The sequence below is a fragment of the Streptomyces sp. NA04227 genome (genome assembly GCF_013364195.1).
GTDB lineage: Bacteria > Actinomycetota > Actinomycetes > Streptomycetales > Streptomycetaceae > Streptomyces.
In genome coordinates this window covers 4,305,293-4,327,902 of sequence record NZ_CP054918.1, presented here as the reverse complement: position 1 = coordinate 4,327,902, position 22,610 = coordinate 4,305,293, and the positions used below count along the sequence as shown (strand labels likewise).

General features: G+C 69.6%; 32 protein-coding genes and 1 pseudogene. 28 read left to right on the top strand and 5 right to left on the bottom strand.

Annotated elements, in window-relative coordinates; all coding sequences use genetic code 11:
* Window positions 1–14: 14 nt before the first annotated feature.
* Entirely contained in the window at window positions 15–461 is a 447-nt protein-coding gene (locus HUT18_RS18460) for a helix-turn-helix domain-containing protein (protein ID WP_176101729.1), read from the bottom strand.
* Between the two features lie 198 nt (window positions 462–659).
* Here HUT18_RS18460 and HUT18_RS34340 point away from each other — a divergent pair, with 198 nt between their 5' ends.
* The 13 genes and pseudogenes from HUT18_RS34340 to HUT18_RS18405 all read left to right on the top strand — a co-directional run bounded on the left by HUT18_RS34340 (window position 660) and on the right by HUT18_RS18405 (window position 8,207).
* A complete protein-coding gene (locus tag HUT18_RS34340; protein WP_368661568.1) occupies window positions 660–929 on the top strand; it encodes a helix-turn-helix domain-containing protein in 270 nt (89 codons plus the stop codon).
* On the top strand, window positions 926–1,978 hold the full coding sequence (locus HUT18_RS18450; RefSeq protein WP_176101727.1) for a YqaJ viral recombinase family protein: 1,053 nt from the start codon (window positions 926–928) through the stop codon (window positions 1,976–1,978). Before HUT18_RS34340 ends, HUT18_RS18450 begins: the two co-directional genes overlap by 4 nt.
* A complete protein-coding gene (locus HUT18_RS18445) occupies window positions 1,975–2,844 on the top strand; it encodes a recombinase RecT (RefSeq protein ID WP_217710502.1) in 870 nt (289 codons plus the stop codon). The genes HUT18_RS18450 and HUT18_RS18445 overlap by 4 nt, the downstream gene beginning before the upstream one ends.
* Window positions 2,841–3,461, top strand: coding sequence for a hypothetical protein (locus tag HUT18_RS18440; RefSeq protein WP_176101726.1), 621 nt, complete (start codon window positions 2,841–2,843; stop codon window positions 3,459–3,461). The genes HUT18_RS18445 and HUT18_RS18440 overlap by 4 nt, the downstream gene beginning before the upstream one ends.
* Window positions 3,442–4,365: a mucin-2 gene (locus HUT18_RS18435; RefSeq protein WP_176101725.1), complete on the top strand. Its 924-nt coding sequence runs from the start codon at window positions 3,442–3,444 to the stop codon at window positions 4,363–4,365. Before HUT18_RS18440 ends, HUT18_RS18435 begins: the two co-directional genes overlap by 20 nt.
* Complete coding sequence (locus HUT18_RS18430; protein WP_176101724.1) at window positions 4,362–5,057, top strand: hypothetical protein; 696 nt, start codon at window positions 4,362–4,364, stop codon at window positions 5,055–5,057. The genes HUT18_RS18435 and HUT18_RS18430 overlap by 4 nt, the downstream gene beginning before the upstream one ends.
* Window positions 5,054–5,245, top strand: a complete 192-nt coding sequence (locus HUT18_RS18425; RefSeq protein WP_176101723.1) for a hypothetical protein — start codon at window positions 5,054–5,056, stop codon at window positions 5,243–5,245. Before HUT18_RS18430 ends, HUT18_RS18425 begins: the two co-directional genes overlap by 4 nt.
* A 79-nt stretch (window positions 5,246–5,324) precedes the next feature.
* Complete coding sequence (locus tag HUT18_RS18420) at window positions 5,325–5,558, top strand: hypothetical protein (protein WP_176101722.1); 234 nt, start codon at window positions 5,325–5,327, stop codon at window positions 5,556–5,558.
* The gene (locus HUT18_RS18415; protein ID WP_176101721.1) at window positions 5,555–5,926 is read left to right on the top strand and encodes a hypothetical protein; all 372 of its coding nucleotides are present in this window, start codon (window positions 5,555–5,557) and stop codon (window positions 5,924–5,926) included. The genes HUT18_RS18420 and HUT18_RS18415 overlap by 4 nt, the downstream gene beginning before the upstream one ends.
* Window positions 5,923–6,423 (top strand): annotated as a pseudogene (locus HUT18_RS34335) (DNA cytosine methyltransferase); the annotation flags it as partial. The gene HUT18_RS18415 and the pseudogene HUT18_RS34335, both read left to right, overlap by 4 nt.
* A gap of 88 nt (window positions 6,424–6,511) precedes the next feature.
* On the top strand, window positions 6,512–7,237 hold the full coding sequence (locus tag HUT18_RS33860; protein ID WP_254878684.1) for a hypothetical protein: 726 nt from the start codon (window positions 6,512–6,514) through the stop codon (window positions 7,235–7,237).
* Between the two features lie 23 nt (window positions 7,238–7,260).
* Window positions 7,261–7,416, top strand: a complete 156-nt coding sequence (locus tag HUT18_RS33855; protein WP_254878683.1) for a hypothetical protein — start codon at window positions 7,261–7,263, stop codon at window positions 7,414–7,416.
* A gap of 20 nt (window positions 7,417–7,436) precedes the next feature.
* A complete protein-coding gene (locus HUT18_RS18405) occupies window positions 7,437–8,207 on the top strand; it encodes a hypothetical protein (protein WP_176101719.1) in 771 nt (256 codons plus the stop codon).
* Window positions 8,208–8,234: 27 nt separating this feature from the next.
* On the opposite strand, the gene HUT18_RS18400 is transcribed toward HUT18_RS18405, so the two are convergent.
* Window positions 8,235–8,531 (bottom strand): hypothetical protein, encoded by a 297-nt coding sequence (locus HUT18_RS18400; protein WP_176101718.1) that lies wholly within the window; start codon window positions 8,529–8,531, stop codon window positions 8,235–8,237.
* Window positions 8,532–8,664: 133 nt separating this feature from the next.
* Here HUT18_RS18400 and HUT18_RS33850 point away from each other — a divergent pair, with 133 nt between their 5' ends.
* The 5 genes from HUT18_RS33850 (at window position 8,665) to HUT18_RS18375 (ending at window position 12,767) form a co-directional block, all read left to right on the top strand.
* Complete coding sequence (locus tag HUT18_RS33850; protein ID WP_254878682.1) at window positions 8,665–9,402, top strand: hypothetical protein; 738 nt, start codon at window positions 8,665–8,667, stop codon at window positions 9,400–9,402.
* Between the two features lie 109 nt (window positions 9,403–9,511).
* Complete coding sequence (locus HUT18_RS18390; protein ID WP_176101717.1) at window positions 9,512–10,303, top strand: hypothetical protein; 792 nt, start codon at window positions 9,512–9,514, stop codon at window positions 10,301–10,303.
* Between the two features lie 218 nt (window positions 10,304–10,521).
* Window positions 10,522–10,773 (top strand): hypothetical protein, encoded by a 252-nt coding sequence (locus HUT18_RS18385; RefSeq protein WP_176101716.1) that lies wholly within the window; start codon window positions 10,522–10,524, stop codon window positions 10,771–10,773.
* A 209-nt stretch (window positions 10,774–10,982) separates the two neighbouring features.
* A complete protein-coding gene (locus tag HUT18_RS18380; protein ID WP_176101715.1) occupies window positions 10,983–11,498 on the top strand; it encodes a helix-turn-helix domain-containing protein in 516 nt (171 codons plus the stop codon).
* Window positions 11,499–11,504: 6 nt separating this feature from the next.
* A complete protein-coding gene (locus HUT18_RS18375; protein ID WP_176101714.1) occupies window positions 11,505–12,767 on the top strand; it encodes a PBSX family phage terminase large subunit in 1,263 nt (420 codons plus the stop codon).
* On the opposite strand, the gene HUT18_RS18370 is transcribed toward HUT18_RS18375, so the two are convergent.
* On the bottom strand, window positions 12,743–13,306 hold the full coding sequence (locus HUT18_RS18370) for a hypothetical protein (RefSeq protein ID WP_176101713.1): 564 nt from the start codon (window positions 13,304–13,306) through the stop codon (window positions 12,743–12,745). The two genes, HUT18_RS18375 and HUT18_RS18370, sit on opposite strands and share 25 nt — an antisense overlap.
* Window positions 13,307–13,424: 118 nt before the next feature.
* On the opposite strand from HUT18_RS18370, the gene HUT18_RS18365 reads away from it, so the two are divergent.
* From HUT18_RS18365 to HUT18_RS34200, 3 genes are all read left to right on the top strand, one after another.
* Entirely contained in the window at window positions 13,425–14,888 is a 1,464-nt protein-coding gene (locus HUT18_RS18365) for a phage portal protein (RefSeq protein WP_176101712.1), read from the top strand.
* A gap of 310 nt (window positions 14,889–15,198) precedes the next feature.
* Window positions 15,199–17,415 carry a phage minor capsid protein gene (locus HUT18_RS18360; RefSeq protein ID WP_176101711.1) on the top strand — a complete coding sequence of 739 codons (2,217 nt, stop codon included), beginning with the start codon at window positions 15,199–15,201 and terminating at the stop codon, window positions 17,413–17,415.
* On the top strand, window positions 17,415–17,594 hold the full coding sequence (locus HUT18_RS34200) for an Rmf/CrpP fold protein (protein WP_303246545.1): 180 nt from the start codon (window positions 17,415–17,417) through the stop codon (window positions 17,592–17,594). The genes HUT18_RS18360 and HUT18_RS34200 overlap by 1 nt, the downstream gene beginning before the upstream one ends.
* A gap of 8 nt (window positions 17,595–17,602) precedes the next feature.
* On the opposite strand, the gene HUT18_RS18355 is transcribed toward HUT18_RS34200, so the two are convergent.
* A complete protein-coding gene (locus tag HUT18_RS18355; RefSeq protein ID WP_176101710.1) occupies window positions 17,603–17,983 on the bottom strand; it encodes a hypothetical protein in 381 nt (126 codons plus the stop codon).
* A 146-nt stretch (window positions 17,984–18,129) separates the two neighbouring features.
* On the opposite strand from HUT18_RS18355, the gene HUT18_RS18350 reads away from it, so the two are divergent.
* From HUT18_RS18350 to HUT18_RS18320, 7 genes are all read left to right on the top strand, one after another.
* Window positions 18,130–18,810, top strand: coding sequence for a hypothetical protein (locus HUT18_RS18350; RefSeq protein ID WP_176101709.1), 681 nt, complete (start codon window positions 18,130–18,132; stop codon window positions 18,808–18,810).
* 67 nt (window positions 18,811–18,877) lie between these two features.
* Window positions 18,878–19,171, top strand: coding sequence for a hypothetical protein (locus tag HUT18_RS18345; protein WP_176101708.1), 294 nt, complete (start codon window positions 18,878–18,880; stop codon window positions 19,169–19,171).
* Window positions 19,172–19,273: 102 nt separating this feature from the next.
* The gene (locus HUT18_RS18340; RefSeq protein WP_176101707.1) at window positions 19,274–20,281 is read left to right on the top strand and encodes a major capsid protein; all 1,008 of its coding nucleotides are present in this window, start codon (window positions 19,274–19,276) and stop codon (window positions 20,279–20,281) included.
* A 5-nt stretch (window positions 20,282–20,286) separates the two neighbouring features.
* Window positions 20,287–20,544: a hypothetical protein gene (locus HUT18_RS18335; RefSeq protein WP_176101706.1), complete on the top strand. Its 258-nt coding sequence runs from the start codon at window positions 20,287–20,289 to the stop codon at window positions 20,542–20,544.
* A complete protein-coding gene (locus HUT18_RS18330) occupies window positions 20,541–20,942 on the top strand; it encodes a hypothetical protein (protein ID WP_176101705.1) in 402 nt (133 codons plus the stop codon). Before HUT18_RS18335 ends, HUT18_RS18330 begins: the two co-directional genes overlap by 4 nt.
* Window positions 20,936–21,259 carry a hypothetical protein gene (locus tag HUT18_RS18325; RefSeq protein WP_254878681.1) on the top strand — a complete coding sequence of 108 codons (324 nt, stop codon included), beginning with the start codon at window positions 20,936–20,938 and terminating at the stop codon, window positions 21,257–21,259. Before HUT18_RS18330 ends, HUT18_RS18325 begins: the two co-directional genes overlap by 7 nt.
* On the top strand, window positions 21,256–21,606 hold the full coding sequence (locus tag HUT18_RS18320; RefSeq protein ID WP_176101704.1) for a hypothetical protein: 351 nt from the start codon (window positions 21,256–21,258) through the stop codon (window positions 21,604–21,606). Before HUT18_RS18325 ends, HUT18_RS18320 begins: the two co-directional genes overlap by 4 nt.
* A gap of 264 nt (window positions 21,607–21,870) precedes the next feature.
* Here HUT18_RS18320 and HUT18_RS18315 read toward each other — a convergent pair whose 3' ends face one another.
* On the bottom strand, window positions 21,871–22,464 hold the full coding sequence (locus tag HUT18_RS18315) for a hypothetical protein (protein ID WP_176101703.1): 594 nt from the start codon (window positions 22,462–22,464) through the stop codon (window positions 21,871–21,873).
* Window positions 22,465–22,610: the final 146 nt, after the last annotated feature.

Here is a 22,610-nt window from a genome sequence, read left to right as displayed (position 1 = left end):
CCTCTGGGGGAGGCTCAACGCGTGTGAGCTTGTTCTCCGCCGTGGCCCGACTCGTCGATTCCTTCTGTCTGTTGCAGCGTGCGAACGAGCCCGCGGAGCAGTTCCACGTTGTTCGGGCTCCTGATCCCCAGCGCTTCCGCGATGTCCTCGACGCTGAGGGGCGGGACCGCAGAAGGTGCAGCACCACTGAGAGCGCCCTCGCTCACGACACCTGATCGAACGAGAAGTTGACTCACCGGGACATGGATCGCTCGCGACAGTCCCTCAAGATGGTTCGGGTCAGGCAGCGATTGGCCGTTGAGAATGCGGCTCACGGTGGCCGGACTCATGCCGGCGTCGACCGCGAGTCGACTTCTGGCCCCGCTGCGCTGATCGTCTACGGGGTAGCCCGCCTTGAGGGCTGCTGCTTTGACGAAGGCGCCGAAGGTTCGCGCCAGGGCGACGCTTGCTGTGGCGTTCATGGGCGCACCTTATCTACCGCGCGCGGAAGCTAGACACTCCTTTCGATCGCGGAAGGAAGCTAGGCGAGAATCGAGTGCACCATACGCGGACTTTCCCGGGCATCCCCTCCCCACCCTGGCTTGGACTCAGTTGGAAATTCTAACTCACTGGACCTTGCCAGTGGCATATCTCCTTGTCCGATCGAACTCGTGTCGCATATGTTCCTTCCGAGGAAGATCAACCTTCCTCGGAAGAAAGATGGGACGTCTGCCTTGCCAGTTCTACGCCTGAACCGCGCGGCCCTCATCAAGCATGCTCGGCGCCACGGGGACGAGAGTGCCGCCGCCATCTCCCGCACCACTGGAGTGCCCGAAAGCACGCTGTCCGCCCTGCTCTCCGGGCAACGCGCGCCTGCCATGCCGACGTTGGTCGCCCTCGCTTCGCCCTACGGCCTCGCCAGTGACGACCTGTTGAAGGTGCGACCGTGACCGCCGGGCACTCCGCACTTGCGACACCCACCGGCCGCGTGGTCGCCCCGCCGGGGCTCAGCCGCGAGGACTGGTTCGCCACGCGCCGCCGCGGGGTGGGCGGTTCGGACGTGGCCGCGGTGCTCGGCATGGACAAGTACCGCGGTCCGCTTGAGGTCTACCTCGACAAGGTCGGCGAATTACCCGAACTGCCGCGTGACACCGACCTCGACGAGTCCGCGTTCTGGGGGCACACCCTCGAACCCATGGTCGCCGAGGTGTTCGCCGAGCGCACCGGACTGCACGTCACGCTCGGCCCGGGGACGCTCGCGCACGTCGACCGCCCGTGGATGCTCGCGAACGTCGATCGCCTCGCCCTCGAACCGGGCACGGTCGGTTCCGTCGGCGTACTGGAGATCAAGACCCGCAGCGCCTACCAACTCGACGAGTGGCGCGAGGGGGTACCTGACGGGCCCGCGCTGCAAACGCACTGGTACCTCGCGGTGACCGGCTACTCGCAGGCGCACGTCGCCGCACTGATCGGCGGGCAGCGCCTCGTCGTGCACCGCGTCGAGCGCGACGAACAGCTCGTCGAGCACCTGGTGCAGCTCGCCGGCGAGTTCTGGCAGCGCGTACAGGACCGGACTCCGCCGCCCGTGGACGAGTCCCCGGCAACGGCCGACCTGCTCGCCCACCTGTACGAGGTCGAACCGGACGCCGTCACGCTCGCCGATCCCGCCGAGGTGCAGCCCCTGCTCGACGAGCTCGCCACGGTAAAGGCTCGCGAGGCCGATCTCGCCGACGAACGCCGAGCCGTCGAAGCCCGGTTGAAGACGATCGCGGGCGCGGCCGAGGTGGTGCAGGTGCGCGGCGAGACCGCGTTCACGTGGCGCCGCAACGGCACCTTCGCCTCGAAGCGTTTCGCCGAGGCGCACCCCGACCTCGCCGCGCAGTACACCCGGCCGCGGCCCGCGCTCGACGTCAAGCGCCTGGCCGCCGAACACCCCGACCTCTACCGCGCGCACCGTGCGCGGCGTCTGCTCGTGCCTGCCCAGAAGGGGAAGAAGTGAGTACCGAACTGACGCAGCGCGTTGCCAAGCGCGCGCAGACCAAGGCCACCGGCAAGCAGGTTGCCCCCGCCGGACAGCAGCCGCTCTCGCAGTTCGTGCAGGAGATGCGCGGCGAGCTCGCCCGTGCGCTGCCCCAGCACCTCACGCCGGACCGGATAGCCCGGATCGCGTTGACCGAGCTGCGCCGGGTGCGGCACCTCGCGGAGTGCACCCGCGCCTCGTTCGGTGGTGCGCTCATGACGTGCGCGCAGCTCGGCCTCGAACCCGGGGGCGCACTCGGCGAGGCGTACCTGCTGCCGTTCTTCAACAAGGACGCGCGCGTCTACGAGGTGCAGCTCGTCATCGGCTATCAGGGCATGATCAAGCTGTTCTGGCAGCACCCCCTCGCCGCTGGCCTTGACGCTCAAGTCGTCTATGCCGACGACGAGTTCACCTATGCGTACGGGCTCGATCCGGTGCTGCGCCACGTGCCGTCGATGGCCGCCGACCGCGGTCAACCTGTCGCGTACTACGCCGTTGCCCGGCTGAAGAACGGCGGGAGCGCGTTCGTCGTGCTGTCGCCCGGTGACATCGAGGCGGTGCGCCGCCGTTCCAAGGCGCGGGACTCGGGACCGTGGCGCACCGACTACGACGCCATGGCCAAGAAGACCGCCATACGCCAGCTCTTCAAGTTGCTGCCGAAATCGAGCGAGCTCGCGCAGGCCGTCGCCCACGACGGCATGGTGCGCCGGGACGCCACGGCGGACGGAATCGACGCCGTGCCCGACTACATCGAGGGCGAGACCGTCGACGCGTCCGACACCACCGGCGAGCCGTCCGACCCTGCGTCTGACAGCCCGTCCGACACGGCGACGGATGCCTCGTGACCAGCCTGTTTGCACCCGCGGCACTGTCGGACACGGCCGGGGCCCCGCGCGTGATCGGCCTCGATCTCTCGCTGCGCGCAACGGGCATCGCGGGCCCCGGATGGGCGCGCACCGTGCGCAGCACCGGCCGTGTGTCCGACCGCGCGGGCGCCCGTCGGACACGGCTGCGGTCCCTGCTCGCCGAGATCCTGCTCGCCACCGGCCGGCCCGACCTCGTCCTCGTCGAGGGCCCCTCATACGGCTCGCAGGGGGCGGGCACGTGGGACCGGGCCGGACTGTGGTGGCTCGTCGTCGACGCCCTGCACGCCCGCGAGTTGCCCGTCGCGATCGTGCCGCCCGCCTGCCGGGCCCAGTACGCCACCGGCCGCGGCAACGCCCCCAAGCAGGACGTGCTCGACGCCGTCCGCGACCGGTACGCCGTCGACGTCGCCAACGACAACGAGGCCGACGCCTACGTGCTCGCCGCCATGGGACGGCACCGCCTCGGCGCGCCCCTCGCCACGGTGCCCGAGCAGCACCTGCGGGCCCTCGACGGGGTCCAGTGGCCCGACTTCCTGCCCGAGGCCCCCGCCACACCAGGGAGGAGGCACCGGGCCCGTGTGGACCAAGTTGGATGACGGGTTCCACAGTCACCCGAAGGTGCGCAGCGCGGGCAACGCCGCCGCTGGCCTGTTCGCTCGCCTCCTGTCGTACGCCGGGCAGCACCTGACCGACGGGGTGGTGCTCGGCGCTGTCGCACGCGACTACGGCACCGCCCCGCAACTGCGCAAGCTCGTGTCGGTGGGGCTGCTGCACGAGCAGGGGCACACCTGCGCACGCTGCCCGCAACCCGAGGCCGGCGACTACGTGCTGCACGACTACCTCGTGCCCAACCCGACGCGCACCCAGGTCCGCGAGGGCCGCAGCAAGGACGCGCAGCGCAAGCAGCACCAGCGCAACCGGGACGCGAACCGGCCCCGAAACGCATCCGATTCGCCGACGAACGCGACGCGAAACGAAACCCAACCGGCCCCCGAATCAGACCTCGGTTTTCAGGCGGAACCGCAGGTCACCGGGGACCGTCACGGCGGACGCCTCACGGGCGCGCGCGTAGACCAGACCCGACCCGACCCGAGTACCCCCTACGGGGGTACCAACAAGCAAGCCCCCCGCGCGAGTTCGGCACCACGGATCGCCGAACCGGTGCGTCCCCTGGTCGATGCCATGACTGCGGCCGGCCTCGTCGTCGGGTGGGAACTGTCGGCCGACGAGTGGCTGCTGCTGCACGCCTTGATCGACCGCTGCACCGTGCCCGTCCTCGTCGACCACGCCCGCGGCATGTGGGACAACGCCCGCAGCCGCCCCCAGTCAGGCCGGTACTTCCTCCCCGGATGGCGCGCGCTTCCCAGCCTGCCCGCAAGCGCCCCCACCGGTCCGGCCATGGCGGCCGGGAACGTCGTGCCGATGCGCCGCCCCGCAGCCGGCCACAGCGACACCCTGCTCGCCGGCCTCGCCCTGCTCGAACGGGAGCAAGCCCAGTGAACCGACGCCAGATAGCAGCCCTGCTCAACTACGCCGCCACCCTCGACAGCCGCGTGCGCCGAAGCCTCGTCGACGAGCACCAGGCCGCCCGCACCATCGACGAATGGGCCGCCGCCCTCTCCCACGTCCCCGCCACCCTCGCCGACGGCTCATGGGACGCCACGACCGCCGTGCGCCGGTACTACGAGCAGCACCGCGGCGACCGCACCGCCCGCTATTTCGCGATCGAGCCGCACCACCTGCTCGCCGTATGGGCCGAGCACCGGCACGCGCTCATGAACCGCCACACGGACCCCGTACCGGCCGCGGACCCCGACGATGTCGCCGCCTACCGCGCCGAACTCGCCGACACCCGCGCCGCCGTGGCCACCGGCCAGACCTCGCCCGCCCTCTACCGCGCCGCCCTGAACAACGCCCGTGCCCAGCGCGTTGCCGAGCTCGTCGCCGGTGTCGCCGAGGCCCGCGTGTACGTACCGGCCGACGCCGCGCAACAGCTCGCCGCGGCCGGTCTCGGCGCCCAGCGCGAACGCTTCCCCGAACTGGCCGTCGCCTGCCCGGTGCCCACGTGCCGCGCCGCCGCCCGCCACCGCTGCAAGACCCCCAGCGGGCGCGAACTGCGCGAGCACACCCACGACGCCCGGCAGCAGTTCTACGCCCGCATCACTGACGACAACGGCGGGGCTGCGGCATGACCGGCGCCGAACGTGCCGCCCTCGCCGGCGCCCTCGCCTCCCGGCGCCCGGGCATCCACCGCGCACCGCAGCCCGTCGACCCGGCAGCCCTGGCCGACGCCGAGGCCGTCCTCGCAGCCCTCGCCGCCGACGGATGGCAGCTCACCGAAACCACCCCCGCCCCGCAGACCAGCCAACCGCCGCTCTGAGCGCGGCTCGCGCGACCGGTCGAGCGCGCCCTACGCGCGCGTACGGGCGGCCACACCTTTCCGAATTGGAGTGATTCCCTTGTCCGTTCCTCCCCGTCGCGAGGTGCACGAGATACGGGCCGAGCGCACCCTTCCGCTTCCGGCCTCGCTCGTCGACCTCGCCGAACTCCTCGACGTCGTACGCGGTGAACTCGGCAGCGCGGGCCAGCCCGCCACCGACGCAGTGCTGCGCGTCCACGGCCGCGCGCTCACCGTCGCGTACGTCGTGCCCGAGCAGCCCAAGCAGGCCCCGAAGGCGGTGGGGTTCCAGTGACCGACGTTGCGGCGCTGCTGCACCTGGTCGACCGCGCGGAGCGGGGCACGCTGCTCACTGGCGAGGCCGAGCTGCTGCGCACCGGCCTTTACAGCCTCGACGCCGCGCGGCGCAGCAACGGCGGGGCGCAGGCCACGGCGCGCACCCTGCGCGCACGGTATGCCGCAGCCGAGCAGGCCCTCGTCGCTGCCGAGGCCCGGCTCGAACGGTCCGAGCAGCGACTCACCGAAACCGAGGCCACGGTGCAGCGCCTCGGCGCCTACCTCGCCAACACACAGCGTGCCTGCGGGGCTCCGGACTGGCCGGGCCTGGCCGCGCACGTCGAGGGCCTGCTCACCCGACGGGCAGACGAGGAGCGTGCCGCGTGAGTGACGTTCGTATCGGCAGCCTGTGCAGTGGATACGGCGGCCTTGACGAGGGCGTGCGGTCCGTGGTCGGTGGTGAGGTCGCTTGGCACAGCGAGATCGACCCGCACGCCTCGGCGATCCTCACCCGGCACTGGCCCGACGTTCCCAACCTCGGCGACCTGTCCGCGCTCGACTTTCACGACGTCGAGCCCGTCGACGTCGTGTGTGCCGGGTTCCCGTGCACCGACCTGAGCCTCGCCGGCCGCCGGGCCGGTATCGCCGAGGGCACCCGGTCCGGTCTGTGGCTGCACGTGGCGCGCGCTATCAGCTTCCTTCGACCCTCCTTGGTGGTGATTGAGAATGTCCGCGGCATCCTCTCGACGCAGGCTCATAGCGATATGGAGCCCTGCCCGTGGTGTCTGGGAGACACAAGCGCTGAGCCTGCTTTGCGAGCACTCGGCGCCGTACTTGGCGACCTGGCCGGCCTCGGGTTCGATGCGGAGTGGGCGAGCGTACGCGCTTCGGAGATCGGCGCTCCCCACCAGCGAGAGCGGGTATTCGTCGTTGCCTGGCCTGCCGACACCGCGGGCGCGGGACGGCAAGGGAGTGGGGTACCCGGACGGGTTGCCCTCGGTGGCGGGGACGCTGCTGCCCACGCCGACGGCGAGCGAGGCGAACGGGCCCGGACCGATGAACCGGCGCGGGGTCGGCACCTTGCGCTCGCGGGTGCGGCTGCTGAAGACACCGACCTCGAACCTGGGCTCGAACGGGGGGTCGCAGCATCCGGACAAGCGCAAGAGGGGCGGGCACGGGCCGAATCTGGCCGACGAGGTCGAGCACCTGCTGCCGACGCCGACTGTGGCGGATTCCCGAGGAACGCGAACCCGGCGCCGGGACGGGGCACCGTACGGCGAGGGACACGGCAAGACGCTGACGGACGCCGCGACGCTGCTCCCCACGCCCCGGGCGAGCGACGGCACCAAGGGAAGCCCGAACCAGAAGCACGGGGACGGGAGTCTGACCCTGGCGAGCACAGCGGCCCGGCTGCTGCCGACTCGCACGGCGACGCCGTATGGCAGCAATCAGTCGCCCTCGCCCGGCGCTTCGGTACGCCCCTCGTTGGAGCCGATTGCCCCGGCGCTGCTGCCCACGCCCTCAGCGAGCGACCACGGATCGAACTACGCGACAGCGGAGGAGAGAGCGGCGCAGGGGCATCAGGTCTACCTGTCGAACGCGACGACGTCGATTGGGGCGCGTACGCGCAAGCGGTCGGCCGATGGGAACGGCTCACCCGGCCCGCTCCCCGGCCAACTGACGATCGAGGCCGCCTAGACCCGCCGTTTGTTGAGTGGCTGATGGGCCTTGACGCCGGGCACGTCACCGGGGTTCCGGGCCTCTCCCGCGCGGCGCAGCTCAAGGCGCTCGGTAACGGGGTGGTGCCGCAGCAGGCCGCGGCAGCCCTGCGGCTGCTGCTCGACCGCATCAACGCCGATACGGCGGCCGCCGCGTGACCCAGAAAGGAAGTGCACCCATGACTACCGCCGAGAGCGCCCGCCGGGATGGTGCCGCGGCACTGCGCACGATCCGGGACCGGTGGGGCGAGCTGCTGCTCGCGATCGAAACCGCGCCGGCCGAGGTGTGGCCGCCGCGACAGCTCGCGCACACCCTGCGCCCCGTCGATGATGAACCCCTGGTCGAGCGGGCGCCGTTGGTGCTGCGCGAGCACCCTGCCCCGCTCAACCTCTCCGCCCTCGACACCGGCCTCGTCATCGAGCGCGCGGTGTTCGACCTCGCCGACACCCTCGCCGCCGTCGTGCAGCGCGCGAGCCTGGATGACCCGCGGCGCTGGACATTCCGCAGCCCAACCTCGCCGGGCAGCCGGGCGCACGGGCTGCCGTGGGCCGTGGTGTGGGTCGAGGGCAGGCTGCTCGACGAGGACACCACACCCGAGCAGGGCCGCGATGGGACCCTGTTCGCGGCGCCGTTCGGCGAGCTGCCCGAGCACCTACTGCACGAGGCGCACCAGGCCGCGCGACGCTGTGAGGCCCGGCTGCTGCGCGAGCTCGGCCTCGATGACCGGGCGACTGTGGTTCCGGACCGGGTGTGCCCGTGGTGCGCGGGTGAGCTGACGCTGCATACCGGGCCCGGCGAGCCGCCGCGGGTGACGTGCTCGACCGGGGCGGGATGCACGGCGCCGGTGGACCGTGACGAGCTGGGGCGCCGCGTGTGGTTGTGGCGCAACGTTCCGGCCCTGGTCGCCGCGCTGGGTTCCGGCGGGCCGGGCAGCGTGCGCGCCGCGTGAGGTTCCCTCCGTGCCGCGCGTCGGCTGCTACTTGCCTTTGGCCAATTGGTCGACGCGCGGCACGGAAAGGCCGGTGAGCCCGGACACCTCGCGCAGGGTCAGACCCTGTCCGCGCAGTTCCCGGATGGCCTCGCGGCGCACGGACTTGGCGCCGCCTTGGACGACGTCGGGCAGCAGTTCGTCGGTGTAGAAGCGGGCGGCGCGTTCGCGCGCGACGGGGTCGGCGATGCCGTCGAGCAGCGCGCGTACGGCCTCGACGTGGTCGGCGGCGAGGGTGCGAAGCGCTGCGCGTACCTCGTCTGGCGGGTGGTGGGTGTCCGTCATGACAGCAGGGTACGGCCTTCCCGCACGGGATTTATAGACCCCCCTTGACACACCCTTCTAGGCCCCCCTATAACTGGAGACCGCTCCACCGGACTCCACCCGGCGGAGCCCACCAACGAAGGGAGCAAACCCCATGAACAACAAGACCCGCGCCCGCTACCACATCGGACAGAACAAGATCGGGCAGGCGCCCGAGTACCGCGTCGAGTGCATCGGGGACCTCGCGTTCGCCCGCGACTGGAACGACGACAACGTGGCCAACACCGCCGAGGACTACGAGGGCGCCGAGGCCGAAGCGTTCGACCACTTCCTCGCGCACGTCCACCTCACCCGCGAGGACACCGAGGCACGTGTCGGCGAGCGCCACATCATCGGCGACATCGAGTTCTGGATCACCCCTGTCGAGTGCGCCTGCGCATGCGAGTGCGAGCGCGGCGCCGACTGCGACGACCCCAACCACACCCGCGAGGCGCAGACCACCGTCGAAGCGCGGCAGACCAGCGTTGAGGCCGAGTTCTCCCCCGTGATCGTCACCGAGGAACCGCGCGACGAGAGCCATGCGCCGCTGCTCGTCGACCCTGTGCACGCGCGTCCCGTGCGTGCGCGCGACGTGGTCGAAGGCGACCTGATCCTCGCCTCGTTCTGCATCCCCAAGAGCGGCATGCAGCGCGCGGACTACTTCAACGACCAGTACGAGGCGCACCCGCAGCCGTTCAAGCCGGAATGCCAGTGCGGCGTGTGCGAACTCGCCGAACGCGACGTGCCGCACGTGGTGCTCACCGACGGGTACCCCTCGGGCCCGTGGGAGACCTGCGACCCGTGGCCAGCCGATGACTTCACCCTGATCATCCCCGCCGCACGCCTCGCCTGAGCAGCACGGGGGCCGAGCAGCAGCGCTCGGCCCCCGCCTTCCTCGCGAGTTCGCCTTGGTGACTCCACCACCACGCGGACCGCATCCCACACGGACGGGAGCAAACCCCATGAACAGCAACCACAACAGCGACAACGCGCAGCCGCTCGGCATCTCGACCGTCGTTGCTGGCGCACTCGTCGAGTTCCTGGAGGGCACGCAGCTCGTCACGGGCACCGAGGACGCCGATCCCGCCTCGCGCGCCACGCGCATTGCGCTGGAGACGAGCACGGCAGGCCGAGGAAACTCGCGCGTCTTCACCGCGTCTTTGGACGTGATCGAGGTAATCACCGAGTACGCCGAGACTCTGCTCTACGCCGACGAGCGCAGCCGCGACGAGGAACGCGCCGCCCGTGGCTGGCTCGCACGCGTCCCCAAGATGCGGAGCGAGGTGCGCCGCCTGTACCGCGCCAACGGAAAGGCCGTGGTGCACCGCTTCACGAGCACGCGCAGTGCCTACGACGCCACGCAGACACGGGACGACATCGAAGACGGGGACCTGCTCCTGATCGAGCGCGAGCAGGTGGTCGGCTTCCTCAACAGCGCGTGGCCGGTCGCGATCACCGAGCAGCATGGCGAGCTGCACGGCCTCAAGGTTCCCGCGCGGGAGATCGAAGACGGCATGTATGTGGCGAGCGTGGACGCCGCCGAACGGCTCGCGGCCAGGCTCGGTTTCGCGCTGGCGCAGACGAGCGCGGACAGCGAAGGGGCAGGCGAACTCGCCGAGGCCGTGACGGCTGTTGAGCAGTCCGAGGCGGCCGACGGCACATGGCGCCGCGAGTGGATCGGCGCCGAGCCCTCGCAGCAGCTCACCCTCGACGGCACGGAGCCCGACGGGCAGCAGGGCGCCCTCTTCACCTGACAACGACCGAGGCCCGCCTCGCCGCGCGCGGGGCGGGCCCGCCCAGACCCAAGCGGCCCGCCTCGACGACTCCACCGCCGGACGGGCCTGACCACGAACGGGAGCAAACCCCGCCATGGCTGACCAGAACCCTACCCGGGCCCGCGAGAACACCCCCTCCCGCGCCCGGTGACCGCCCCTCCGTACGCGTCGATGGCGCGCTCGCTGCGGATTTCGCGGTGCTCATGCGCACGGGCCTGTCGAAATCCGAGGCGATACGCGAGGGCATCCGGATCGCTGCCCAGCTCTACCGCACCGCGCACGTCCACGGTGTCTGCTCACCTGACGAGGCGCCCGCGCTGCTCGCCTACCAGCTCGGCGCCCCTGGCGCGTCACTGCCCGAGCAGCACGCGCAGCCCGGACAACTGACGCCCCGGGGCGTGGGCCGCCGGATTCCGCCCCCTCCCCCTCATAAGCGTACCGCTGCCTGATGGGCCGAGCCCCTGCGGCCGAGCGCTGCGGGGCTCGGCCGTCCGGGCGCGGAAGGTCGCTGTTTTCGGGGTAGTTCGCGACCTTGAGGCGCCGTAATGTTGGCCGTGCCTTCGGCGTGCCCGGAAACTTACCCGGCCGCCCTGACGCACTCGCCCCGCCACGTATCCCCCCACGTGGCGGGGCTTTCTCATGGCTGGGAGGTGCCACCGTGGCCGATCCGATCACCGACGCCGACCGCGAGCAGGTGCGCCGCCTGCACGCTGCTGGCAAGTCCCGGAACGCGATTGCCCGGGAGATCGGCCGCAGCAGCTCGACCGTGTCGAAGATCGGGCGCGAGCTGGGGCTGCGGTTCGAGGGGGGCGCCCGGGTGGCACCGGCCACCGAGGCGCGCCGCCAGGACCTCGCCGCAGTGCGCACCGAGTTGCAACAGCGGCTCTACGCCCGTGCGTCCGCCAACCTCGCCCGGGTCGAGGCCAACGACTACACCCGTACCGAGCTGCTGCCCAACGGGCGCGTAGTGCGGGTGACGAGCCACGAGCCCCCGGCGCAGGACGAGCGCCATCATTCGCAGGCTGTCGCGTCGTACCTCGCTTCTGCTCAGCGTCTGGCCGAGGTCGACGCAGGCAGCAGCTCGGGCGCGGTGCGTTCGATGCTCACCGACCTCGCCGCGGGCATCCGCGAGGCGTTCGCCGACGAGGAGCAGGAGACCGACACCGGGGGGTGAGCTCGCGTGCTCGCCCTCGACGCACTGCCCCTGTCGCGCAAGCAGTTGCGCAGCGTCGCGCAGGCCCGTGCGCGCATCAATTTGTGGCATGGGGCGGTGCGGTCCGGGAAGACGATTGCCTCGCTGCTCGCGTGGCTGCTCGCCATTGCCGAGGCGCCCTCATCGGGGCTGATCGTGGTGGTGGGGCGCAGCTTGCAGACCATCGAGCGGAACGTGTTCGAACCGCTCACCGACCCGGCGCTGTTCGGGCCCGTGGCCGCGCAGGTCCGGCACACCCGCGGGGCGACAGTCGCAACGGTGCTCGGCCGGACCGTGCACCTGATCGGCGCCGCCGACGCGCGGGCCGAGGGCCGGCTGCGCGGCATGACCGCGAGCCTCGCCTACGTCGACGAAGCAACCTTGCTCCCCGAGGCTTTCTGGACTCAGCTTCTGGCCCGGCTGTCCGTGCCGGGTGCGCGGCTGCTCGCGACGACGAACCCCGACAGCCCCCGGCATTGGCTCAAGCAGGGCTACCTCGACCGCGAGGCCGAACTCGACCTCGTCTCATGGCACTTCAAGCTTGACGACAACCCGAGCCTGCCGCCGGCCTACGTGGCCGCGCTCGCTGCCGAGTACGTCGGGTTGTGGCGCCGCCGGATGATCGATGGGGCGTGGGTGGTTGCCGAGGGCGCCGTCTACGACATGTTCGACGAGCAGCGGCACGTCGTCGATAGCCTGCCAGCCATGCGCCGGCACTGGCTTGGCGTGGACTATGGCACGACGAATCCGTTCGCTGCGGTGCTGCTCGGCCTCGGGACCGATGACCGGCTGTACGTGGTCGATGAGTGGCGCCATGACTCCCGCCGCGCGCACCGGCAGATGACCGACGCGCAGTACTCCGCCGCCGTCCGCAGGTGGCTGGACGAGCGCAACGTCGTACCCGAGTGGACGTTCGTAGACCCGTCCGCGGCGAGCTTTCTCAATCAGTTGTGGAGCGACGGGCACCCGAACATCGCACGGGCCCGTAACGACGTCCTCGACGGCATCCGCACCACCTCGACCGCCCTCGACTCCGGCCTGCTGCGCATCCACAGCCTGTGCACGGGCCTGCTCGACGAGCTGCCCGCGTACGCGTGGTCGTCCGAGGCATCCGAGAGGGGCGAGGACAAGCCGCTCAAGCGGGATGACCACAGCCTCGACGCTCTGCGCTACGTCCTGCAATCGACCGCGCAGGAGTGGCGTCAATTGCTTGCTGCGTCTTTCGCCTACCTGAGCTCCCCGACAAGTTGAGAGGCTACAGCGGAGAACTTCCCAAATTCCCGCGCGAAAGAATCGACGCTTTCTTCATATTGCACATCCCTGCCAGCATCACTGTCTTGAAAACCAAATTCTTCGGCGGCGATCTCGAAAGCCTTCCGTGCACTCCCTAGCACGTCATGCGTGATCTCCACTACTTCAAGCGGACCAAGAATCAACAGCCTGGCCTGACACTTGGCAGTTTCCCGAATGCAGTTCTGCGCAAAGTCCGTCCGTTCGACAAGTAGTTGAGCGGCACTTTCATGCATATCGCCGTCTTCCCCGAGAGTCGGATTATCTCGCTCGGAAGAAACAACCGCACGCAGCACGTGCACAGCTTCGATGGCTTCCATGGCAGCCGCCACAAAGGCGGAATATGCGTCGACCCGTTCGGATCTGACCACCTGCTTACGTTCCTCTTCCGCCGTGGCTCGGACTTGGTGGCGTACGCCGATGTAGGTCAACACGGCCGCTCCCACCGAACCGACCACGCCCGTCGCCGCTCCAAGTACTGCCGCAAGTCCTTGATCCACTGCGCCAGGTTGCCCTACGCCTGCGCCTCAGACCAGACCGAGGGGAAGGAAACCGAGAATGTGGCCCGAAGCCAACTCTCCTTGGCCTCCGCCACAGTTGGCGGTGGTGCTCCGCGAGATGCGTCTCGACGACGCCTGGTACTCCGGGAACCGGGCCTGCCTAGCCGAGCTGTACCGTTCCATGCATCAGCGCCGTGACGGACGCCGCCGGCTGTGGGGCCAGCGTAGCGAGCAGGCACCGGGGCGACCCGACCACCGGCTGCACGCCCCCCTCGCCGCGGACATCGCAGCCACCTCTGCCGACCTGTTGTTCAGTGAGCCGCCCACATTCACCGTGGACGACACCGCCACGCAGACCCGCCTCGACGAGGTGACTGAGGCCGGCGCCGTCGCGAACACGCTCCTTGAGGCCGCCGAGGTCGCCGCCGCCCTGGGCGGGGTGTTTCTCCGGGTCACCTGGGATGCCGAGCTGGTGCGCCGACCGCTGCTGACAGCCGTTCATCCTGATGCCGCGCTGCCCGAGTTCCGGTTCGGCATCCTGACCGCGGTCACGTTCTGGCACGAGCTGAGCAGCGACACGGCAACCGTGTGGCGCCACCTGGAGCGCCACGAGCCGGGCCGCATCCTGCACGCCCTCTACCAGGGCAGCACGGACCGCCTCGGCGTGCGCGTACCGCTGACAGAGCACCCCGACGTCGCGCAGCTCGCCGACTCCCTCGGCCCGGCCGGCGACGCCATCGAGACCGGGGTTCCGCTGCTGACCGCCGCCTATGTGCCCAACATCCGGCCCAACAGGCGCCATCGCGGCAGCCCCTACGGGCGCAGCGACTACCAGGGGCAACACGACCTGTTCGACGCGCTCGACGAGGTGTGGACGTCGTGGCTGCGCGACATCCGCCTCGCGCGGGCCCGGCTGATCGTGCCCGACGGGTACCTGCGGGCGAACGGCCCCGGGCAAGGTGCCTCATTCGACGATGACCGCGAGATTTGGCAGACGCTCAGCATCCCGCCCACCGAGAACGGCGCAGGGATCACCCTGTCTCAGTTCGCGATCCGCGTTGCCGAGCATCAGCAGAGCGCCGAGGCCATCGTGCGGCAGGCCGTGCAGGGCGCCGGCTATTCCGCCCAGTCGTTCGGCCTCGGCGACGCAACAGCCGTCACGGCAACCGAGGTCACCGCCCGAGAGCGCCGCAGCATGATCACCCGGGACAAGAAGGCCCGCTATTGGGGCCCGTTGGGCGACATGCTGCATGTGCTGCTCATGCTCGACCGCACCCTCGGATTCTCCACTGTGCGCACCGACCTGCGGCCACATGTGCAGTTCGGGGACGCCGTGAGCGAGGACCCGCAGAACGTCGCGCAGACGCTCGCGCTGCTCGCGCAGGCCGAGGCAGCCAGTACCGACACCAAGGTGCGTGCGCTGCACCCGGATTGGAGCGACGAGCAGGTGCTCGCCGAGGTTGATCGCATCCGGGCGGACACCGGCTCCGTCGTGCCGGACCCGATCATTGGCGGCCTCGTCCCGGCGGAGGTTCCGGGCGATCAGCCAGGGGCAGCGAGCCGTCAGGCTGGCCGCTCATAAGGCGAAGCACCCGCATGGCTCGGGAGCTGATCTCTTGGGTTCCAAAAAGGGCACAGAGCACGGTGACCGCAATGGAAATAACTACCGGGGCCCAGCAAAGAAAAGCCATACGAAGGATCGTAGGCGAGACGAAAACTCCAAAAATTTCAGAACGTGGCTTGCAGAATTTTTGTAGTTTCTCGATCTCAAGTACAACGCCGTTACCCAATCGGAAATCTTGCAGCTCAGCACCCACCTGTCGAACGTCCACCGACGACGCTTGTGACTTACACCTCACTTTCCGGAGGGGCCAGTGCCTGCTTCCCCCGACATGGTCGAGGACCTGACCGCCGGTACTTACCGCCTGTATGCCGATGCCGAGGACCGGCTGTTGCAGCTCTGCGCCCGGCAGTTAGCGGACGGGTTCGAGGCTCCGGGGTGGGCGCAGCTCAAGCTCACCGCGATCCAGCCCCTACGCCGCGCCGCGCAGGCCGTTGTCGACGAGCTCGGCCGCGCAGTGTCGCTTGAGGTGTTCGACGTGGTCGCCGAGGCGTACAACCGCGGGCACCGTGCCGCGGTCGCCGAGCTCGGCGCGCTTTCGGACCGCGGGCGAGCCCTGGTGGACGAGATCGCCCCGAACGCGCAGGCAGTTGACCGGTTGGCCGTGGAAACCGTCGACCTCGTCACGGCCACCCACCGTGGGATTCTGCGCGCGGTCGTGGACGGGTTCCGCAAGGTGATTGCCCAGGTGTCCGCAACGCCGTTGCTCGGTGTGGCCACGCGTCGGCAGGCGACGCAGGACGCCATGCGGCACTTCGCAGACCGCGGCATCCGCAGTTTCGTTGACCGGGCCGGACGCTCCTGGCAGCTCACCTCGTACGCTGAGATGGCCGTGCGCACCTCGACCGCCCGCGCCGCCATCGAGGCGCACACCCGGACCCTGACCGAGGTCGGTATCGACCTCGTCCTCGTCTCGGACGCGCCACGCGAGTGCCCCCTGTGCCGCCCGTGGGAGGGCCGCCTGCTCGCCATTGACGGGCCGGACGGGCGCCGTACGGTTGAGGTCGAGCATGCCACCATCGACGGCAAGATGCTGTCTGTGGTGGTGCAGGGCACCCTCGACGAGGCGCGCCGCGCAGGACTGCAACACCCCAACTGCCGCCATTCGGTGTCGGGTTACGTGCCGGGGCTGTCCTCGCTCGTGCCGCCGATGCGGTCGGACGGCACGGGGTACGAGGCCGGGCAGAGGCAGCGCGCGATCGAGCGGAACATCAGGAAGTACAAGCGGCGCGCGGCCGGCGCCCCGACCCCCGAGGCGAGGAAGGCGGCCGAGGCCAAGATGCGCGACTGGCAGAAGGCCATGCGCAGGCACCTTGCCGAACACCCGGGGCTACGCCGCAAACCCGAGCGCGAGCAGATCGGCGCCGGGAACCTTCCGCCGCAGCGCACCCCGGCGCCGGCCGAGGCCGTCGAGGTTGCGCGGCTGCGCGCCGGTGATGAGCACACACCCGGGGAGATGAGCGAGCAGCAGCTCGCCGACGCAGTCGGTACCGGCTTGCTTGATGGGCGGGACTACGAGCGTGCAGCAGGCGAGCTCGACCGGCGCGACGAGCAGGTACTGCTCGACCGTGTCCGCCCGCACGGGCAGCTCGCCGAGGACCTGAGCGTGTTCTCGGATCGCGAGCTCGGCCGCGTGCTGCGCCACTTGGACGACGAGCAGGCCCTGCGGGTGGCCGCGGAGATGGACCGGCGCGACGTCGCCGCCCGCTTGCCCGCTGGCCGCCCCGACCTCGTCGGGTTGTCCGAGGCCGCGCTCGCCACCCGTGTCCGGATGGCCACCGAGGCGGCCGAGTTCGCCGCCCTCGCCGCCGAGGCGAACCGCCGACAGCTCCTCGTCGCGCTCTTCCCTGCCGGGCAACTCGCGTCCGATCTCGCGTCGTTCAGCGACGACGTGCTCGGGTGGGCCCTGCGCTACGCGCAACCGCCCGAGGCCGAGCGCATCGCCGCCGAGCTTGACCGCCGATACCCCACGGTGGTGCCAGAGCCTGCCAACGCTACCGGGCCCGAGGGGCAGCTCGCCGACGCTGCCCAGCTCGACGACGTCCTCGCCCCCGCGCCGGACGCCGCCGTGTGGGCCGTGGCGCTCACCGATCCGCCGCCGGACCCGCACGCGGGCATGACCGCAACCGAGCGTTGGATCGCAGAGCGGGATGAGGCGCAGCAGTCCGCACAGGCCGCGTACACGCGGGCGGAGATTCGCGAGCTGTACCGAGAGCACGTGTACCGGCAGTGGCTCGCGGCCGAGGACTACTGCCGCGGCTACCTCCTCAATCGCCGCGCGCAGGCGCAAGGCGTCGACCCCGAGAGCCTGTTCTCGGGGCCCACGCACGTCGCGTACGCGCGCGCGTCTGAAGAGCTCAAGCGGTATTGGGCCGAGGTCGAGCCGCGGCTGACTCTTGCGGAATACACTGAACAGCTCACCGGCATTCGCACTGCCGAGGGCGACCGCGCACGGCGCGCCCTGAGTGATCAGCAGAATCGAATGTGATGGAGGGGCGCACGGTGGCGAGAGCACGCGAGCAGATTGTGCGCGCCATCAATCAAGGCCAGCAGGCCGGCCGCAGTCGGCAGCCCGTAACCGTATGTCCCTACCCGGCAAGCGACTTGCGCCGCTCCGCGTGGGTGCGCGGCTACACCGCCGGACGCCGGGGCGCGGACCAGAGTTAGGCATCCAATTATCTCTGAATGTCTTTAGTCAGAGAATCCGTTAATTCTCCAAACTTTGGGCCCCAGAAGGTAAAGGATGCACTCTCCCTCAGACCTTTTTCGATCTTGTGCAGCTCGGCACGCAACTCCTCATCAGCAACGAGCTGCGAAGCTGCGATCTGATAGGTAAGGGCCTCTCTAGATTCCTCGTTCCTGCGCGACTCGTAGGTTTGAACGGCGCTCAATAAATCAAGGTAGACGCTCCGCTTGCGTTCCTGTCGTTCAGCGGACCTCTGGGCCTCCTCGCCCCGTTTGGATCGCAGATGCTCGAATACCTCGGTGACCACCACGCCGATAATCGCACTACCCGCCGAGATGCTCGAAACGGCGATAAGCGTCCCGTCAGTCATGATCGCAACCCTTTCGAGATGGCCCGGATTCTTCGTCGCACGCAACGACCACCGCCCCTGACTATCACGGTCGAGGTCGAAGGTTTGGCGACCTCGCACATTCTAGGACCGCAGAGGAAATTCTTATGTGCTTCGATGCTCTTCCAGTGCACCCGAACACCGGCCTGCGGGCCGTGGGCCGCCGCCGGGACGGTCGCCCGATCTGGCCGATCCTTGGAGGATCGGGCGAAGACGACCCTGCCTCGGCCCTCGGGCCCGAGGCGCAGCCAGCTTCCGCCGACACCGTTCCAAATGCGGAGAACCCGGCCGCCCCGGCACCGACCACGCCGGAGGCTGACGCGCAGCAGCTCGCCGCAGCCGAGCAGCGCGCGAGGGAACAGGCCGAGCGTGCCGAGCAGTTGCAGACCGCGCTCGACGCCGTGCAGCGCGCCCTCAACCCGGACGACCAGGACGGCGGGGCGGACCCCGCCGCGCTGGCCGCGCAGGTCGCCGAGCGCGATTCGCAGCTCGCCTCGCTCACGGGCGAACTGCGCACGGCGCGCGTGGAGCTCGCCGCCTACCGGGCCGCGGGCGAGCACGAGGCCCGTGCCGACCGGCTGCTCAACTCCCGCAGCTTCCTGGACCAGGTCGCCGCCCTCGACCCCGACGACGCGAAGTTCGGCGAACGGCTCGCCGCAGCGATCACGTCCGCGGTCGAGGCCGACCCCGAGCTGTACCGGGCAACCACCGCGCCGCCGCGCGGGGGCGCCGAGATCAACGGCGCCCCGGCGGGCGAGCGTCGCCCGGTCACCCTGCACGACGCCGTCGCCGCCCGCCTCGGCGGCTGACCCGTCGGCAGTCCACCACCCCGCAACGCGCCCTACGGGGCGCTTTTTCATGTGAAGGAGAACCGTCATGGCGGAACGTGAATCGGTCGACCTGAGCGCGCTGATCAAGGCGGCGCGACTGGACGCGAACGACGACGATGGCCACTACCCGACCGGCGCCCTCATCGTCGAGAAGGCTTTGCACGCCGAGGGGCTGCTCGGCAACTTGTACGTCGAGGGCTATTTCGGCACGAACTCGGTTGACGCCTACGCCGCGTGGCAGCGCTCCCTTGGCTACAGCGGCAAGGACGCCGACGGCATCCCGGGCAGGAAGAGCCTTACGGCTCTGGGCCGTCGCCACGGGTTCACCGTCCGGGACTGACCGGCCCGCGCAGGGTCCGCGGCGGGCAAGCGTCCCTGCTTGCCCGCCGCGGGGGACCTCGCGCCCCTCCCCCTCCTCCCGTACTTTGCAGAGAGAGATCTCATGGCGATCACCCTTGCCGACGCCAAACTCAACACCCTCGACGACATCGACCTGAACGTCATCGACGAGTTCCGCAAGTCGTCGTGGCTGCTCGACAACCTCACCTTCGATCAGGCCGTGAACCCCGCCGGCGGGGGCGCCACCCTCACCTACGGCTACACGCGTCTCGTCGCCGAACGAGGCGCCGCGTTCCGGCCCTACAACACCGAGTACGACGTCGCCGAGGCCAAGCGTGCCCGGTACTCCGTCGACCTCGTCCCGCTCGGCGGCGCGTTCGAAATCGACCGCGTCCTCGCGAACCTCGGCCCGGCCGCCTCGAACGAGGTCACGCTGCAAATGCAGCAGGTCATCAAGGCCGCGCGCGCGTTCTTCGCCGATCAGGTCATCAACGGCCGCAGCGTGGCTACCCCGAACGGCGAGGTCGGGTTCGACGGTCTCGACGTCGCCCTCGCCGGCAGCACGACGGAGGTAGGCGCCGAGACCGTGCAGGACTGGACGGGCGAGGCCATCGGCGATGACCGCGGCCGGGCCAATGACGCGTTGGACGTCCTCGACGCGTTCCTGCGCAAGCTCGACGGTCCGCCGTCCGCGCTGCTCGCCAACGAGGAAACCATCGGCCGCGTGGTCTCCCTCGCCCGCCGGGCCGGCTACTACACGCACAGCGAGGATGCGTTCGGCCGCCAGATCGAGGGATACCGCGGTATCCCCCTGGTCAACCTCGGCGCCAAGGCCGGCACCAACGATCCCGTGATCCCCATCGAGCAGCGCGAGATCGCGCAGGGCGAGGCCCCGCTCGTGCAGCACCTTTCCGACCTGTACGCCGTGCGGCTCGGCCTCGACGGATTCCACGGGGTCACCACCACCGCCGGGAACCTCGTGCAGCAGTGGATGCCCGACTTCACCACCGCCTACGCGGTCAAGCGCGGCGAGGTCGAGCTCGGCCCCGTCGCCGTGGTGCTCAAGGCAACCAAGGCTGCCGCGGTGCTGCGGAACATCAAGGTGAGGTGACCGGCGTGCCCTACGAGATCACCGCGCCCGATCAGGTCGAGGGCATCGTCGCCGGCGTCGCGTTCACCGCGGGCCGCGCCGTGGTCGACGAGCCTGCGGCGGGGGCGCTGCTGTACTTCCGCCGCCACGCCTTCACCGTGGCCGCGCTCGACACCGACCCGCCCGCGAGCGGTGAGCAGACCGCCCTCGACGGGCCGCCGGGCAAGCGCCCTGCGGTCCGCTCTGGGGGACGGTCTAACCCGGGTAGAGGGGGTGCCGAGTGAGCCGTGTCTACGCCACCCGGGACCAGTTCGCCGCGTTCATCGCGACGAACGTTCCGAACAACGCCGAGGACCTGCTCGTGCGCGCCTCCGAGATCATCGACACCGCAGTGATGACCGCCGTCTACGACGTCGACGAGATGGGCTATCCGGCCGAGGCGCGCATACGCGCTGCCCTCGCCGGCGCGGTGTGCGCACAGGTCGAGTACATGCTCGCCACCGGCGAGGACGGCACGGTGACCGGGGAAGTGTGGGACTCGGTCAGCATCGGCCCCGTCTCCCTGTCCGGTCGGCAGCCCACCAACGAGCCGCAGGCGATCAACGGGGTTGAGGTCGCCCCGCGCGCGGTGCGGCTTCTGCGCCTGGCCGCACTGCTGCCCGGCACGGTCACATCGTGCTGACCCGGGTCCCGGGGTGGCTGCTGCGGCACCGGATCGACGTCGAGCCCTACCTCGGCGACACCGCGTACGGCCCGCAGTTCGGGCCGACGGTCTGCGGGATACCGGCCCTGGTCGCCGCGGTGCGTCGGCAGCTCGTCGACAAGGACGGCCGCGAGGTGACCGCCACGGCGCAAGTCATCGCCGGCCCGGATCTGAACTGCCCGCCCGGCAGCCGCGTCACGCTGCCCGGCGGGCGCACCACCACCGCCGTAGAGGTGCACGCGCATACGGCGCCGGGGCTGCCCGCCCCGGCCTGCACGGAGGTGATGTGTGAATGACGCAGCGCTCGCGGCTCCGCTTCAACGGCGGTGCGATCCTGCGGGGCACACAGGTGGGGGCGGTGCGCGGGCTGCGGCTCGCGGGCGAGTTCGTCCTCGGCCGTTCCCGCGCGCAGGTCCCGCTCGACGAGGGGCTGCTCGAACGCTCCGGGGTCGCCACCGTCGACGAGGCGAACCTGCGAGCTGCGGTGTCGTATGACACCCCGTACGCGGTGCGGCAGCATGAAGAGATGAACTACCGGCACGATCCGGGCCGGAGGGCGAAGTACCTGGAAGATCCGCTGAATCAGAACACCGCGACAGTGGCTGAGATCATCGCTGCGCAGATTCGTATGAGACTTGGCTAGGCGGGGCGTCACGATGGAGAGCTGCGATGCCCCGCCCCCTTGGCCCTTGCTATCCGCCGTGTTTTCTCCTGTACCAGCGTGCTGCGAGAACTCCTGCGAGTATGCCAGGAACAATGAAGTACAGGCCGCTGATGGGCCCATTGCTGTCCTGGATGATGCTCCACAGCGCGATGAGCGCGAGTGTGGTGGCGGCGGAGACAGCCAGGAATACTGCCCACTCGATCCACCAGTTACGAGAGCGGTAAGTCATGTCCCCAGTCGCAATCACTTGGTGATGAAGTGGCACTGCACGGCTTTGCGTTTGCCGTTTACGTAAAGGTGCGCGCAAGTTTTACCGTACTCGGGCAGGATACGGAACTGTTCGATCTTGAAGGTGGGCACTCCCGCTGTGGAACATGACTTGTTCACGGGCCCGCGCTCAATTTTGTAGGTTTTTCCGGATGTGTCGGCGTAGTGGAATTCAAGTCGACTGTTGCAGAAGCGAGTCACCGTGGCAGCGGGACCGACGCAGTCAACACCGGCCATTTGATAGCCGACTTTTTTCCCTGAACCCTCGATCTTGTGATTCAGGAAGCAGCCTTTGGGGACGTTGACACTGACGCCAAAGACATCGAGAGCGAATGGATCGATCGCCGTGCTACCGAAGGCACTCCGCGCCATCATCGCCGCTTTCAGTGCGTCCTCGTCGGCCTGAGTAACGGGATCCCCCGGAACGTCCTCGATGACGACATTCTCGGCAAGTTGCTCATTGGAGTAGTCGGACGGAACGTCGTCGGACGCATTCGCGGGAGCGATACCGAGAGCGAGAACTGAAGCGGCTGAAAGGGCCGCCATCATGGCGGCTGCGGGTTTACGCATATTTCCCCCAATGGGTGGTCTAGTCCATTGAGATCGACATGGTAGGTGTGGGCACCCTCCAGCGCCACCAACGTCCAATCTTTGAGACTGCAAACGGTTCTTGCTGATCTCGGGTTCGCCCATCACCCGTCCGGCTCAAGCGAGTT

Excerpts from the sequence above, each read along its gene's own strand:
- HUT18_RS18460 (WP_176101729.1), bottom strand. The coding sequence starts at position 461 with ATGAACGCCACAGCAAGCGTCGCCCTGGCGCGAACCTTCGGCGCCTTC.
- HUT18_RS34340 (WP_368661568.1), top strand. The coding sequence starts at position 660 with ATGTTCCTTCCGAGGAAGATCAACCTTCCTCGGAAGAAAGATGGGACG.
- HUT18_RS18425 (WP_176101723.1), top strand. The coding sequence starts at position 5,054 with ATGACCGGCGCCGAACGTGCCGCCCTCGCCGGCGCCCTCGCCTCCCGG.
- HUT18_RS33855 (WP_254878683.1), top strand. The coding sequence starts at position 7,261 with ATGGGCCTTGACGCCGGGCACGTCACCGGGGTTCCGGGCCTCTCCCGC.
- HUT18_RS18405 (WP_176101719.1), top strand. The coding sequence starts at position 7,437 with ATGACTACCGCCGAGAGCGCCCGCCGGGATGGTGCCGCGGCACTGCGC.
- HUT18_RS18400 (WP_176101718.1), bottom strand. The coding sequence starts at position 8,531 with ATGACGGACACCCACCACCCGCCAGACGAGGTACGCGCAGCGCTTCGC.
- HUT18_RS33850 (WP_254878682.1), top strand. The coding sequence starts at position 8,665 with ATGAACAACAAGACCCGCGCCCGCTACCACATCGGACAGAACAAGATC.
- HUT18_RS18390 (WP_176101717.1), top strand. The coding sequence starts at position 9,512 with ATGAACAGCAACCACAACAGCGACAACGCGCAGCCGCTCGGCATCTCG.
- HUT18_RS18365 (WP_176101712.1), top strand. The coding sequence starts at position 13,425 with ATGCGTCTCGACGACGCCTGGTACTCCGGGAACCGGGCCTGCCTAGCC.
- HUT18_RS18360 (WP_176101711.1), top strand. The coding sequence starts at position 15,199 with ATGGTCGAGGACCTGACCGCCGGTACTTACCGCCTGTATGCCGATGCC.
- HUT18_RS34200 (WP_303246545.1), top strand. The coding sequence starts at position 17,415 with ATGGAGGGGCGCACGGTGGCGAGAGCACGCGAGCAGATTGTGCGCGCC.
- HUT18_RS18355 (WP_176101710.1), bottom strand. The coding sequence starts at position 17,983 with ATGACTGACGGGACGCTTATCGCCGTTTCGAGCATCTCGGCGGGTAGT.
- HUT18_RS18345 (WP_176101708.1), top strand. The coding sequence starts at position 18,878 with ATGGCGGAACGTGAATCGGTCGACCTGAGCGCGCTGATCAAGGCGGCG.
- HUT18_RS18340 (WP_176101707.1), top strand. The coding sequence starts at position 19,274 with ATGGCGATCACCCTTGCCGACGCCAAACTCAACACCCTCGACGACATC.
- HUT18_RS18320 (WP_176101704.1), top strand. The coding sequence starts at position 21,256 with ATGACGCAGCGCTCGCGGCTCCGCTTCAACGGCGGTGCGATCCTGCGG.
- HUT18_RS18315 (WP_176101703.1), bottom strand. The coding sequence starts at position 22,464 with ATGCGTAAACCCGCAGCCGCCATGATGGCGGCCCTTTCAGCCGCTTCA.